Below are 12571 nucleotides of genomic sequence, written 5' to 3' on the forward strand. Positions count from 1 at the left end.
CGCGCGAACTCCTCCATCGAGGGCGCGCTCGAAGACGCGGATTCCTCGATCACGAACAGCGATCATGCCGGACTCCGGCGAGACGATCAAACCGGCGACACCAAGATCAGGAGGTGTGAATGGTTACCTTTCCGCGCCTTGTTGACTGCTTTCTCCGCTGCTTTTTGTGCCTTCTTTGCTGCTTTCGCGTTCGCGGCCTTCTTCGCAGCCTGGGTGGCCTTGTAGACGGCATTGTGGACCTTGTAGGCGAGGGTGCCCTTGGCATGGCCTCCGGTTCGCGCGAGCCGCCGGGCAGCGGCCTTCTTGTATGCCTGATACTGCGGGTAGGTCATGTAGGGCATTCGTCCTTGCCCGTACGGGTTCCACCCCCAACGACCGCCTCCGCGGGCGCCCGCGGAGACCTGCGGCAATGACAACCTGCTCGGTAAGACGACGCTGCGGTACATGCGATCAGCCGCCGAGGGATCGCGTCGAACCTGAGGCCCACAGCGCGTATCGAGCGGGCCAGAGGAGTGACGGACGGCACAGGGAGGGCAGCGGTCAGGAGAAGGGCGGAAGCGCCGATAGCTCAGCCGGATAGAGCATCGGACTTCTAATCCGACGGTCGGGGGCTCGAACCCCTGGGTGCGCATCCACGATCAGGCCGGTCTTCCCTCTGACCTGGGGTTACGCTTGCTCTTCGCCTACTGGGCTGTGCCATGGTGTGCCACCGGAGGCACCCGAACGCCAGTGGTGGCGGAATATACGCGGAATGATTCCGCCGGTGTCTTCGGACGCTTGCGAACGGGGCGTAGCCCTCCTCCGTATCGGTCAGGTGCTTGTCGGCTACCACAGGGCCGCCAAATGACAGCCGCCACGGCCAGCGCCTCCGGCTCCGCTGGGGGCCAAGCGGGCGGTCCGACGGCTCGCGTGCTAGCAATAGTGACATGTCTCTGGACGAGCTTCGTGACCTGCTGGAACGGCATGCGCGTCCCAGCTTGGCCACTGCCATCGACGGCGTCCGGGTCTGCCGGGTCGACCACGCCGTTTCGCCGGAGTCCTCGATGTCCGGCACGGTGCTGGCGGTCATCGCTCAGGGCAGCAAGCGTCTGGCGCTGGGAGACCGCGTCTACGAGTACGGCGTCGGCCAGTACCTCGTCGCTTCGGTCGACCTCCCGGTGACGGGGCATTTCGTCGACACCGCCCGTCCCTCGCTCGGTTTCGGAATGACCTTGGAACCTGCCGTCATCGCGGAGTTGCTGCTGCAGACTGGATCGGGGGAGCTGCCTCGGTCCACCGGCACCGCACCGCCGGGCATCGCGGTCAGTGACGCCCCGGACGAGTTACTCGACGCTGTCGTACGGCTGCTGCGCCTGCTCGACCGGCCAGGGGACCGGAAGGCGCTCGTCCCGCTGGTCAAGCGGGAGATCCTCTGGCGGTTGATGACCGTCGAACAGGGTGACGCCGTCCGTCAGCTCGGCCTCGCGGATAGCAGCTTGAGCCACATTGAACGTGCTGTGCGGTGGATCCGGGAGAACTACACTCAGCCGTTCCGGGTCGAGGAGCTGGCCCGGCTTTCGGGGATGAGTGTCTCCGCTTTCCACCGGAACTTCCAGGTGGTGACGGCGATGAGCCCGATCCAGTTCCAGAAGCAGATCCGGCTGCAGGCGGCGAGGTTGCTGCTGGCGAACCGTCCGAACGACGTCACCGGCGTCGGTCAGCGCGTCGGGTACGACAACCCGTCCCAGTTCAGCCGGGAGTACCGGCGCCAGTTCGGTGCTCCGCCCAGCGTCGATGCGGTGCGCCTGCGGGGTGGAGCCGGTCCCGCTGCGGCGGCGCTGCCGTGACTCCCACCTGAGCGAAGAGGATTGTGCAACCACGCGAAAGGATCGTGAAGGCCCGGCGCTCGCCGCGTTGCTTGCATGGATGTACCGGAACAAGCCATGGAGTCCGGGGACAATCACCACCAAGTGGGAGGCCGGTATTGAACGGCGACATGCCCCTCGGCGACGAGCGGCAGACCGAACTGTGACTCTGAACGTAGCCATCGCCCGCGCCCTCGCCATCGGGCCGGACTCCTCCGCGGCCGAGCGCACGATCGACATCACGACCCTGGGCGCACGTAGCGGCCTGCCGCGTCGTATCGAGATCTGGTTCCACCGCGTGGACGGTCGCTGGTATCTGACCGGCATGCCCATGCCCCGCAGCTGGTACGCGAACTTGCGGGTCAATCCGCGGTTCGTCGTGCATCTCAAGCACGGGGTCAGGGCCGACCTGCCCGCGACCGCGGTGCCGGTGGACGAACTGACACGGCGGCGAGTGATCAACGCGGTTCTCGACCTGCAGAACCGGCCTGAGATCGCGGCGCGGGTCGGCCGGCGTCAGAGCCTCGACGAGTGGCTCGCGCATAGCCCGCTGGTCGAGATCGTGTTCGACGACGAGCGGTTGCGGACGCGGCCGGCGTCCGAATAGTCCTCAGTGATCGGCGACGCCGCACCCCAACGCAGGGCTCAGCGTCACCATGCCGATCACTCACCGAACGATTCCAAGGGGGGAATCATGAAGCACCGCACGCTGGGCCGGACCGGAATCGAGGTCAGTCCGTACTGCCTGGGCACCATGATGTTCGGGGCCATGGGCAACCCCGACCACGACGACTCGATCCGGATCATCCACAGGGCCCTGGACGCAGGGATCAACTTCGTCGACACCGCCGACGTGTACTCCGCTGGCGAATCCGAGGTGATCGTCGGCAAGGCACTCAAGGGCCGCCGCGACGACGTCGTGCTGGCCAGCAAGGTGCACTATCCGATGGGCGGCGATCCGAACCACCGGGGTAACTCACGGCGCTGGATCATGACCGCCGTCGAAAACTCCCTGCGCCGCCTGCAGACCGACCATCTCGACCTCTACCAGATCCACCGCCCCGACCCGGCGGTCGACGTGGAGGAGACTCTGTCAGCCCTGTCCGATCTGGTCCGCAGCGGCAAGGTGCGGGCGATCGGTGCGTCGACCTTCCCCGCCTCGGAGATCGTCGAGGCGCAGTGGGTCGCCGAGCGGCGCGGTCTGGAGCGTTTCCGGACCGAGCAGCCGCCGTACTCAATCGTCAACCGGAGCATCGAACGAGAGGTGCTGCCGATCTGTCAGCGCTACGGGATGGGCACCCTGGTCTGGAGCCCGCTGGGCCAGGGCCTGCTCACCGGCCGCTACCGCAAGGGGCAGCAGACGGACACCCACCGGTCCGGCGGCATGCCGCAGCACTTCACCGACCAGCGCAAACTCGACGTCGTCGAACAGCTCATCCCGCTCGCCGAGAAGGCCGGCCTGCCGATGACCCACCTCGCGATGGCGTTCGCGATCGCCCACCCAGGCGTCACCTCGGCGATCATTGGGCCGCGCACCATGCAACAGCTCGACGACCTGCTCGCCGGCGCAGACGTCACCCTGGACGACGAGATCCTCGACCGGATCGACGAAATCGCTCCGCCCGGTACCGACGCCGGCCCCAACGACGTGTCCTACACCCCACCGGCCATCTCGCACGTGAACCGGCGCCGCCGCCCGGTCGCCGAGCGCTCCGCGGTCTGACGGACCGGTACGTTCCACCCACCGAGGTCCAGCACGCGGCGCTACGCCTGCCCCGCGACACCGGCGAAGCCTGCGCCGCAATCCCGGCCTGGACGCTGGAGCTATCCATCGGGCAAGGCGACTGACCGGCCTCACGGTCTCCCGCTGAGCTCGACGCAGCAGGCGCCCGGCCGCGGCGCCAGGATGGCGTTGACGGTCTCGGCGCCCAGGCCGGTGAGGAAAGCGTGATTGATCCCGCAAACCAGGTCGGGGTCCTTGGCCGCCATCGGGTGGAACGGGCAGTTCCGCAGCCGGACCAGGGTCGGCGCGGCCCGCGCCGGCTCGAAACCGTGGCGTTCCAGCACCAGCCCCGCGCAGGTCAGGGCCCGTTCGGTGCCAAGGCGGCCCAGCTTCACCTCGGCACGTTCCGCTTCGCCCGCCACCCGCCCTCGCTCGGTGGCCACGCGGAGGGCGGCCGCCCGCCCGGTCTCCCCCGGCTCCTGCAGGCGCACGGCATCCAGGAGAATGTCCGCGAGCAGGCCGTGCTCTCGCTGCGGAATGCTCACCTGGACGCTCGCGGCGCTCGGCCGGTAGACCTTCGGCGCCCGGCCGACCTGGCGTAGCCCGTCCGGTCGCGCGTAATCGGCGGTGAGCAGGCCGACGGCCACGCGAGGTCTACCTGCTCACCCCTGCCGAGGAGCAGACCCGCGACCGCTCCCACCGTTTCACGGGGCATCTACTCCGGTACGGCCAAGCAAAAGCCCTGTTGACGGAACGCGGCTGGACAGGCGTGTCACTGGGGCTGGGAGTACGGCTCTGACCAGGCCGAAGCCACCAAGGGCCTACCCGGCGGACGCACCGTGCACTGGGATTTCCACCTGGACGAGGGGTCCGCCGAGCGGGACAACGTCGGCACCGTCTCCATCTGCGTCAGCGGGGATCTCCGCTTCACCGACGAGCGCGGGTCCACGATCCCACTGGCTCTGATCGATCCACTGACCCTGTCGGAGGCGTTGCGCGACGCCGACCTGGCCGTCGGCGTCACTTCCACCGGGCTGGACCCCGAGGGCAGCGGCGAATACTGGCAGTCCTACGGATTCGGCGACTTGCCGGAAACCGCCCAGGTCCGCCGGGATGCCCTCACCCGGCTGCTGCCTCGCCTGGCCATCACTGACCGCTGCACCCTGACCGGTCGCTTCCTGCGCGTCCGCGGTGACCTGCGGACCTACAAGATCCACCTCGGTTCGGGCAACATTCTCATGGAGCCCAATGACGCCTACCTGTGCATCGTCCCTCGTGGCAGTGGCGACCAACTCTTCCTGCCTTTCGAGGAGAACGGCGGCATGCTGTCGATCATCTTGTCGAAGGCGTTCCTGCTGGCCGCCGACACCGCCATTACCGACCCGTCCATCACTCACCAACTCCGCAACTGACAGGTACTCCGCGGGCGCGGCGCGACCGGCAGTCGGCGCTGGCCGGGTGGTCGACGCCGTCGGCTCATGTGAGGTGTAGGGCCAGCGCCGCGGCCGACAGTGCCAGAAAGACCAAGGGCGTCGGCAGCGGCTTGAGGTCGTGGGGCGCACGTGCGCCACCACGGCCAGCACGAAGTAGGCGACCAGCCCGCCGGCGGCGGCCACGCCCAGCGGTTGCCACCACAAGCCCACCACGAGGCCGGCCGCGCCGGCGATCAGGATCAGCGCCAGCAGGTTCAGCCGCTCCTCGGGCACGCCCACCCGGCGGTAGGTCTCGACCACGCCCGGGGCGTGGGTGAGTTTGCGGATCGCGGTGACGAGCAGCAGCGCCGCGAGCACCAGCGACACGGCGATCGTCATACACACCCACCTCAATCTAAACGTTTGTACAATTTACTCCATGAGCCCGCAGCGCAGCAACCGGACCCAGCTGATCGACGGCACCCTGCGATGCCTGGAGCGCCTCCCCCCCGAGCGGGTCACCGCCCGCGCCATCGCCGACGAGTCCGGCGCCAACCTCGCCTCGATCACCTACCACTTCGGCTCCAAGGACGACCTCGTCACCGAGGCAGTCGTGGCCGGGCTCGACCGCTGGTTGGCGGAGATCGCCGCCGCGCTGGCCGGCGCGCACGACTACTTCCGCGCCATGGAGATCGTGGCCACCACCCGGCGCCGCCACGCCGGGCTCGCCCGCACGTTCCTTGCCGCGCTGGCCCGGGCCCCGCACGACGAGCGCGTCCGGGAGACCCTGGCCACCGGCTTCCGCCGGACGCGCCACTCCGTGGCCGCGGTGCTCAGCACCGGCACCGACTCGGCCGGCATCGACGCCGCCGGGCTCGCACTGGCCCTCTTCAACGGCCTGCTCTTCCAGACGCTGGTCGACCCCGGCCTCGCCATCGAGGGCGACCGGTTCCGCGCCGCCGAGGCCCGCCTACACGAGGTGGCCACGGCGGGTTAGATCCATCTATCCCACGGACTACGGAGGAGGGAAGCGCTGCCGCGCAAGTGTTCAGGGAGATGCCTCGTCGGAAGTCTCGCCAGGCGGCCCTTATGATCACCGGGTGGCTTTACCGAGGATCGCAGCGATCGTCCTGATGCTCGCCCTGACGGTCGGCTGCGGAGGCGATGCGGTCACGGCGCGAACGCCCGCCGAGGCGGTGACTCAGCGGATGAAGGACTCGACCGGTGTGAAGGTCGCCAGGCTCGTCCGCCTGGACTACGGCGAGAACGTGTTCACCCCTCCAGCGGAGGACGACTTCATCGTGCCGGTCGACATCGGCGAATACAGCGAGAGCCGTACCACTGGAGTTCTCGGCGCGACCGCCTCCGACCTGACCGCGACCTACTACCAGACCAATGTCCCCGATGAGCTGAAGAGCGTTTTCCCGACTGACCTGTCCTCCATGACGACCCGGGCGATCTCGATCGCAGGCTCCGGCACCTACAGGTACCGGGCTGATCGGCAGGACGTTCCCGCGGGCAAGTCCTGGCTTCACAGCCGCAACACCGAGTGCGAGCAGCTGTTGCGCGCCATCGGCTCGCTCGGCGTACGCGACCTCGTCTCACCCGAGGTGCTGCGAAAGCTGGCGGCCCCGGCTTCCTCTCCCGGGGAGGCCATCGACGGAGTCGCCACCGTCGTGCACGCCGGGAGCAGCTCGCAGGTGGAGTTCGGCGTCGCAGCTCCATACGACGACCCCGCGCTCGTCGCCCAATTACGCAAGCGGTACGGCTCGATACAGGTCTCCTGGCAGTTGTGGGTCGGACCGGACCGGCTTCCCCGTCGGGTGCGCCTCACCTCAACCGATCCCATGGCCCAGGACGACCAGCCAGAGACCGCCGTGACCGAGATCGACTTCACCGACTGGGGCAGCGATGTGCTCATCGACTCCCCGCCGCCGGACCAGGTGCACGAGACCGGGACTTGTCTGGGCCCGGAGCCATACTGAGCGGCGGTACGACTTCCCGAGAATCCGGCCTGGCCGATCCCGACGCTATCGGACTGATATTCCTTGACACGAATATTCTCTGAAGAGAATGCTTCTGTCCATGGACGCACTCCTTACCGCACTGGGCGACTCGGCCCGCTGGCGGCTTGTGAGTCTGTTGGCCGAGCGGCCCCGCTCGGTCGGCGTTCTCGCCCAGCTCGCCGAGGCGCGCCAGCCGCAGACGACCAAGCACCTGCAAGCCCTTGAGCGTGCCGGTGTTGTCACCTCCCAGCGCACCGGCCAGCGCCGCATCTACGCGCTCCGGCCCGCTCCCCTGCGGGACCTGGCGGCTGCGCTCAACCGGCTCGCCGACACCGCGGACCAGGTCGGTGGCCTACGCGAGACCTATGACCGTTACGGGCTCAGCCTCCACGCAGAGCGGCTCGCCGCGGAGGAGTCGGGGTGGGCCGACGGCCGATCGTTCAGGTTCCTCCGGTCGCTGACGGGGCGCCCCGAGGTGGTCTGGCGCCACCTGACCGAGACCTCCCTGCTCGCCCGCTGGTGGACGCCCGACGACCTCCGCGTCTCCGAGCTCGTATTCGAGGCCCGGCCGGGTGGGCGGATCGTCCAGGAGTACCGCGATGCCGAGGACGCCGACGGCTCCGACCTGGTCGTCGGGCGTGCGGAGGGAGTCGTCGACGACGTACGCCCCGGTGAGCGCCTCGCCTACCGGCTCTCGCCGCTGCTTCCCGGCGGCGGCCTCGCCTTCACCGCCCACGTCGACCTCGGCCTCCGGCCCACCGACACCGGCACGGACCTCGACGTCCGCTACCGGATCACCGACAGCACAGTCGACTCCGCGGACTTCATCGCAGGCATCGAGATCGGCTTCGGCCAGAGCCTCGACAAGCTCGCGGCGACCCTCGCCGCGGATTCCTACAGCACCGACGACACCGACACAAGGAGCACGAAGTGACAGAGCAGACCGGCCGCAGAGTCGTCACCAACATGAGCCTCTCCCTCGACGGCCACTACGCCAGGCCGGACGACCCTCAGGACATGGGCTGGGTGATGCCGTACGCCGTCACCGACGTCGCCCGCGACCACCTGACCAGCCTCTGGGAGCCGGCGACGACGGCCCTGCTCGGGCGGGTCAACGCCGAGGGGTTCCTCGGGTTCTGGCCCACCGTCATCGGCATGGAGGGCGCTGACCCGCGCGACGAGGGCTTCGCGAAATGGCTCGTCGACACCGCCAAGGTGGTCCTCTCCTCCACCCTCGGCGAGGCGCCGTGGGAGCGGACGACGATCGTCGACAAGCCGACCGCCGAGGTGGTCGCGGACCTCAAGGCGACCGAGGGCGGCGACATTCTCGTGCTCTCCAGCGCGAGTGTCATCAAGGCGCTACTGGCGGCCGACAAGGTCGACCGGCTGGCGATCACGATCTTTCCGATCTTCCTCGGCGGCGGGCCGCGCCTCTTCGACGACGGCCTGCCCGCAGGGCAGTGGGCGCTCGTCAGCCAGGCCGCGGGCGACCACGGCACTTTGGCCCTCGTCTACGACCGAGTCCGCTGAGCCAGCGAGGTCATCCGTATGACCGTCGTGCGCACGCACACCAGGACCGTGACGAACACGGTGACGCGGACCGCGACGCTGGCGACGGCGCGCCAGTAGATCGAGCAGCTGGACCCTGTGTCGGTGATCCACTTCTAATCAGACGATCGAGTGGTTCGAATCCCTCTGCGCGCCCTATACCTGGGGGTTTCCTTGATCACGGGACTCACCCCTAATCCTTGATTACTATTAGTAGTTGAACTACAACATCTAGCTATAACACGAATGTGCTTCGTTGTGACCGCAGCTCTTCTCGCCGTCGGTCTCATGCCGGCTGTCGCTCAGGCCTCGGTGGAGCCGCCTCCGGGGCTGAAGGACCAAACCCTCGCCAGCGCGAACAGCAATCGGGCCAAGTATGGCGCCAGGCCACTGACATGGAGCGATGCGCTGTATCCGGCCGCCGACCAGTGGGCGCGGGGATGCCGGTTCCAGCATCCACGAACCGCAGGCCGCTATGGCGAGAGCCTGTTTGCGACGTACGGCGCCACCAGCGCCACCGCCGCGCTCACAGACGCCTTCAAATCCTGGATGTCCGAGGCATCCAGCTACAACTACAACGATCCGGGCTTCTCTGGAGCAACAGGTAATTTCACTCAAGTGGTATGGAAGGGCACTACCCGGCTCGCGATTGCTGTTGCTCAATGTCCCGCAGGCAGCATATTTCCATCCACGTCCTACTTCGTGGTGGCACGTTACAGTCCGCCCGGTAACGTCATGGGCCAATTCCCGCAGAACGTAGGTCGCCGCATGGCGTAGCAGGGTGAGGCCGCCCGAAGAGATCGTGGGCGGGCGTTCTCGCATCCGGCACCCGCTGATCAACGAGAGCCCGCCCCAACGAGCCGATCCCGTCGTGACCAATTCTGTTGCCAAGCTCGCTCTTTGAAACCTCGCGGTAACACTCTAGCCTTCGGGATAACGTTATCCCAAGGCCATTACGGACAACCCGGAACATCCAGCCAGGGCGACCGCCGTCCACCCACCTTCGAGCCCAGCGGCCCGCTTCCGACGTGGGCGGATACCTGCTGCCCGGCCCCGTTTCCCAACACGCCGAGCTCCACCCCCGGTCACCGAAAGGTACTGAAAGGCACCACCATGAAAAGACCGCGACGCATTGTGTTAGCCGCCGCTCTCGCGACGGCACTCACCGGCTCGCTCCTGACCGCCGCCCCGGCCAGGGCGGCGACCCCCACCGCCGACCAGCAGTGGGCGCAGGTCCAGCAACTCGTCGGCGCGATCAAGGGCCGCTGGACGACCCCGGCATACGCGAACTCGATCACGCGCACCATGCCGGACACCGCGCTGCTCGGAAACGGCGACATCGGCGTCACCTCCGGCGGCGGCGTCGGCTACAAGACGTTCTACATCTCCAAGGGCGACTTCTGGATCGGCACCCAGTCGCCATCCCTGATCGCCCTCGGATCGGTGACGATCACGCCCGCGGCCGACGCGGAGAACTCCGCCAACCTGGCGATCGGGGCGACGGCCACGGCCTCCTCGTCGCACCCCTCCTTCCCGCCCAGCCGGGCGGTCAACGGCAACTGGGGCGCGGGCTACGAGGGCTGGGTGTCGAACGTCGGCAAGCCGCAGACCCTCAACCTGGACCTCGGCTCGGCCAAGACCTTCAAGCGTTACATCCTCAAGCACGACGCGGCCGCCCGCCCGAACGAGAGCGCCAACACCAGCAAGGACTGGACGCTCTCGGTCAGCGCCGACGGCCAGAACTACACCACGGTCGACACCGTCACCGGCAACAACCTCCCGACCACCGACCGGACGTTCACCCCGGTCACCGCGCGGTACCTGCGACTGCACCTCACCGAGCCGACCCAGGCCACCACCCCGGACTCGATCAACAACCCGCGCGCCAGGATCGGCCAGTTCGAGCTGTACGACACCGAGGGCCCGACCCAGCCCACCGACCCCTTCCTCGAGGAACAGAACATCCTCAAGGGCGACGTCGAAACCTCGATGACCATCGGCGGCCAGCCGGTCTCGATGAAGACGTGGACCGGCGCCGACGACAACATCGTGGTCACCCAGATCCGCTCGCTCGGCAGCCACACCGTGCGGTTGCAGGCGCAAACTTCGACCGGTTCCGTCGACGCGCGCGGCGGCCTGACCAGCACCTCCGGGGTCTCCGGCGACAGCGTGTGGGCCACCCGTACCACTCCGGCGGCGCCGCGCTGGACCACCCGCGCCTCGCTCGCCACCCGCGTCATCGACGGCCAGGTGGTGGGCTCCCCGACCGCGAACGGCCCGGCCGGTCAGATCGTGTTCGACCTGCCCGCAGGTGAGACCGTGAACATCGTCACCGGTGTCGCGGGCGGCGGCCAGAACCCGGCCGACCCGGCCCCGGCCGCGCTGGCGCTGGCCGGCGCGCAGACCGGCGCCAGCGTCGACGCGCTCTACGACGCGCATCTCGACTGGTGGAAGCAGTACTGGCTGAAGTCGTATGTCGATCTCGACGACGACGTGCTGGAGAAGTTCTACTACGGGCAGCTCTACCTGCTGGGTTCCTCGCTGCGTGAGGGGAAGACGGCATCCGGCCTGTACGGCATCTGGGCCACCTCGGACTTCCCGCAGTGGGGTGGCGACATGCACCTCAACTACAACTGGCAGGCCAACTACTACGGCGTGTACTCCAGCAACCGGGCCGACCTGGCGTTGCCGTACTACGACCTGGTGGCGGACTTCCTGCCCGAGGCCAGGCGGCGGGCGAAGGAGGACCTGGTCAGGGTCAAGCCGGACTACATCGCCCCGCGTTTCCCGAGCGGCGGCGTGCCCGGCGGCGTGCTGTTCCCGGTCGGCATCTCGCCGTTCGGCGCCACCAGCGACAACAACTACCACCAGCAGGTCGTCAACGGGCTTTTCACGGTGACGCAGCACATCGCGTACTGGGACTACACGCGGGATCGCGAGTTCCTGGCCGCCACGGCCTACCCCGTCATGAAGGAAGTGGCCGAGTTCTTCGAGCACTACCTGGAATGGGACAAGGCCGCGAAGCAGTACAACCTCTATTCAGGGCCGCATGAGGGCATCTGGGCGAAGAACTCCAGCCCGGACGTCGGCATGCTCAAGCTCCTGCTGACCAAGACGATCGAGGTCAGCGAGCTGCTCAAGGCCGACAAGGAGAAGCGCCCGGTCTGGAAGCAGATCCTCAAGCACCTGCCGCCGGCGCCGACGATCGTGCACAACGGCAAGACCGTGTTCGCGCTGGCCGACCCCGGCACGGTGAGCGACGGGCGGGACATCCGTCCCGGCGACAACACCATCAACCTGGAGTTCATCCACCCGGGTGAGCAGATGGGCATCACCTCGCCCGAAGCGGACCGGCAGATCGCCATCGACACGATCGACGCGATGAACTCGTGGGGCCAGGAGAACAGCTTCCCCAAGATCTTCCTGCAGGCCGCCCGCGTGGGCTACCCCGCGCAGACCCTGATCGACCGGCTCAAGACGCAGATCAACAACCGGATGGCGAGCAACCTGCGCATCACGGACGGCAACCACGGCCTGGAGAAGGCCGGCACCATCGAGGCCGTCAACAACATGCTGGTGCAGAGTTTCGACGGCATCGTGAAGGTCTTCCCGGTCTGGCCGGCGGGCAAGGACGGCTCGTTCGTCAAGCTCCGGGAGAAGGGCGGCCTGGTCATCTCCAGCGAGATCAGTGCCGGCAGGGTGACCTATGTGGACATCACCAGCGAGGCCGGCGGCGACGTCAAACTGGTGAACCCCTGGGGCCAGAAGGTGCGCATCATCCGGATGGGCACCAAGCAGGTCTCGTACGACAGCGGCAACACGATCGAGTTCTCGACGAAGGAGGGCTCGACCTACAACATCACCCCCGTCTGACGGGTATGGCCCGGCGCGTCCGGTTGGCGAGCTGATCGCCCCGGACGTGCCGGGCTTTCCGGTCCGGCGGGTAGTCGCGGCGACCCTGGCCGAGCCCCTGGTTTTGTCACACGCGCTCGATACCGTTTCTCAGGTACGCGTTCTCGGACCCTGAGGTGGCTGGAC

Annotated in this window: 12 protein-coding genes, 1 tRNA gene and 1 pseudogene; 11 read left to right on the forward strand and 3 right to left on the reverse strand. The window is 67.7% G+C overall.

What is annotated here, in order from left to right; genetic code table 11:
• Positions 1–86: 86 nt before the first annotated feature.
• On the reverse strand, positions 87–332 hold the full coding sequence (locus tag ABGB08_RS19135; protein ID WP_347592071.1) for a hypothetical protein: 246 nt from the start codon (positions 330–332) through the stop codon (positions 87–89).
• A gap of 225 nt (positions 333–557) precedes the next feature.
• On the opposite strand from ABGB08_RS19135, the gene ABGB08_RS19140 reads away from it, so the two are divergent.
• The 4 genes from ABGB08_RS19140 to ABGB08_RS19155 all read left to right on the forward strand — a co-directional run bounded on the left by ABGB08_RS19140 (position 558) and on the right by ABGB08_RS19155 (position 3567).
• A tRNA-Arg gene (locus ABGB08_RS19140) sits at positions 558–629 on the forward strand.
• Positions 630–926: 297 nt separating this feature from the next.
• The gene (locus ABGB08_RS19145; protein ID WP_347592072.1) at positions 927–1826 is read left to right on the forward strand and encodes an AraC family transcriptional regulator; all 900 of its coding nucleotides are present in this window, start codon (positions 927–929) and stop codon (positions 1824–1826) included.
• A gap of 181 nt (positions 1827–2007) precedes the next feature.
• The gene (locus ABGB08_RS19150; RefSeq protein ID WP_347592073.1) at positions 2008–2451 is read left to right on the forward strand and encodes a nitroreductase/quinone reductase family protein; all 444 of its coding nucleotides are present in this window, start codon (positions 2008–2010) and stop codon (positions 2449–2451) included.
• A gap of 87 nt (positions 2452–2538) precedes the next feature.
• A complete protein-coding gene (locus tag ABGB08_RS19155) occupies positions 2539–3567 on the forward strand; it encodes an aldo/keto reductase (RefSeq protein ID WP_347592075.1) in 1029 nt (342 codons plus the stop codon).
• Between the two features lie 131 nt (positions 3568–3698).
• Here the strand turns inward: ABGB08_RS19155 and ABGB08_RS19160 are convergent, their stop codons facing one another.
• A complete protein-coding gene (locus ABGB08_RS19160) occupies positions 3699–4214 on the reverse strand; it encodes a hypothetical protein (protein WP_347592077.1) in 516 nt (171 codons plus the stop codon).
• A gap of 192 nt (positions 4215–4406) precedes the next feature.
• Here ABGB08_RS19160 and ABGB08_RS19165 point away from each other — a divergent pair, with 192 nt between their 5' ends.
• A complete protein-coding gene (locus ABGB08_RS19165; protein ID WP_347592345.1) occupies positions 4407–4979 on the forward strand; it encodes a hypothetical protein in 573 nt (190 codons plus the stop codon).
• Between the two features lie 135 nt (positions 4980–5114).
• Here ABGB08_RS19165 and ABGB08_RS19170 read toward each other — a convergent pair.
• Positions 5115–5378: pseudogene (locus tag ABGB08_RS19170) on the reverse strand (DoxX family protein); the annotation flags it as partial.
• Positions 5379–5418: 40 nt separating this feature from the next.
• Between ABGB08_RS19170 and ABGB08_RS19175 the strand changes: the two are divergent.
• The 6 genes from ABGB08_RS19175 to ABGB08_RS19200 all read left to right on the forward strand — a co-directional run bounded on the left by ABGB08_RS19175 (position 5419) and on the right by ABGB08_RS19200 (position 12406).
• On the forward strand, positions 5419–5976 hold the full coding sequence (locus ABGB08_RS19175; protein ID WP_347592079.1) for a TetR/AcrR family transcriptional regulator: 558 nt from the start codon (positions 5419–5421) through the stop codon (positions 5974–5976).
• 103 nt (positions 5977–6079) lie between these two features.
• Complete coding sequence (locus tag ABGB08_RS19180) at positions 6080–6964, forward strand: hypothetical protein (protein ID WP_347592081.1); 885 nt, start codon at positions 6080–6082, stop codon at positions 6962–6964.
• A gap of 100 nt (positions 6965–7064) precedes the next feature.
• Entirely contained in the window at positions 7065–7919 is an 855-nt protein-coding gene (locus tag ABGB08_RS19185) for a metalloregulator ArsR/SmtB family transcription factor (RefSeq protein ID WP_347592083.1), read from the forward strand.
• Positions 7916–8515 (forward strand): dihydrofolate reductase family protein, encoded by a 600-nt coding sequence (locus ABGB08_RS19190; protein ID WP_347592085.1) that lies wholly within the window; start codon positions 7916–7918, stop codon positions 8513–8515. The genes ABGB08_RS19185 and ABGB08_RS19190 overlap by 4 nt, the downstream gene beginning before the upstream one ends.
• A gap of 276 nt (positions 8516–8791) precedes the next feature.
• Entirely contained in the window at positions 8792–9310 is a 519-nt protein-coding gene (locus ABGB08_RS19195) for a CAP family protein (RefSeq protein ID WP_347592087.1), read from the forward strand.
• Positions 9311–9646: 336 nt separating this feature from the next.
• Complete coding sequence (locus ABGB08_RS19200; RefSeq protein WP_347592089.1) at positions 9647–12406, forward strand: discoidin domain-containing protein; 2760 nt, start codon at positions 9647–9649, stop codon at positions 12404–12406.
• Positions 12407–12571 lie beyond the last annotated feature (165 nt).

The sequence above is a fragment of the Acrocarpospora sp. B8E8 genome (assembly GCF_039871605.1).
Classification (GTDB): domain Bacteria; phylum Actinomycetota; class Actinomycetes; order Streptosporangiales; family Streptosporangiaceae; genus Acrocarpospora; species Acrocarpospora macrocephala.

Coding starts and splice junctions, on each gene's coding strand:
- ABGB08_RS19135 (WP_347592071.1), bottom strand. CDS start 332: ATGACCTACCCGCAGTATCAGGCATACAAGAAGGCCGCTGCCCGGCGG.
- ABGB08_RS19175 (WP_347592079.1), top strand. CDS start 5,419: ATGAGCCCGCAGCGCAGCAACCGGACCCAGCTGATCGACGGCACCCTG.
- ABGB08_RS19145 (WP_347592072.1), top strand. CDS start 927: ATGTCTCTGGACGAGCTTCGTGACCTGCTGGAACGGCATGCGCGTCCC.
- ABGB08_RS19200 (WP_347592089.1), top strand. CDS start 9,647: ATGAAAAGACCGCGACGCATTGTGTTAGCCGCCGCTCTCGCGACGGCA.
- ABGB08_RS19185 (WP_347592083.1), top strand. CDS start 7,065: ATGGACGCACTCCTTACCGCACTGGGCGACTCGGCCCGCTGGCGGCTT.
- ABGB08_RS19155 (WP_347592075.1), top strand. CDS start 2,539: ATGAAGCACCGCACGCTGGGCCGGACCGGAATCGAGGTCAGTCCGTAC.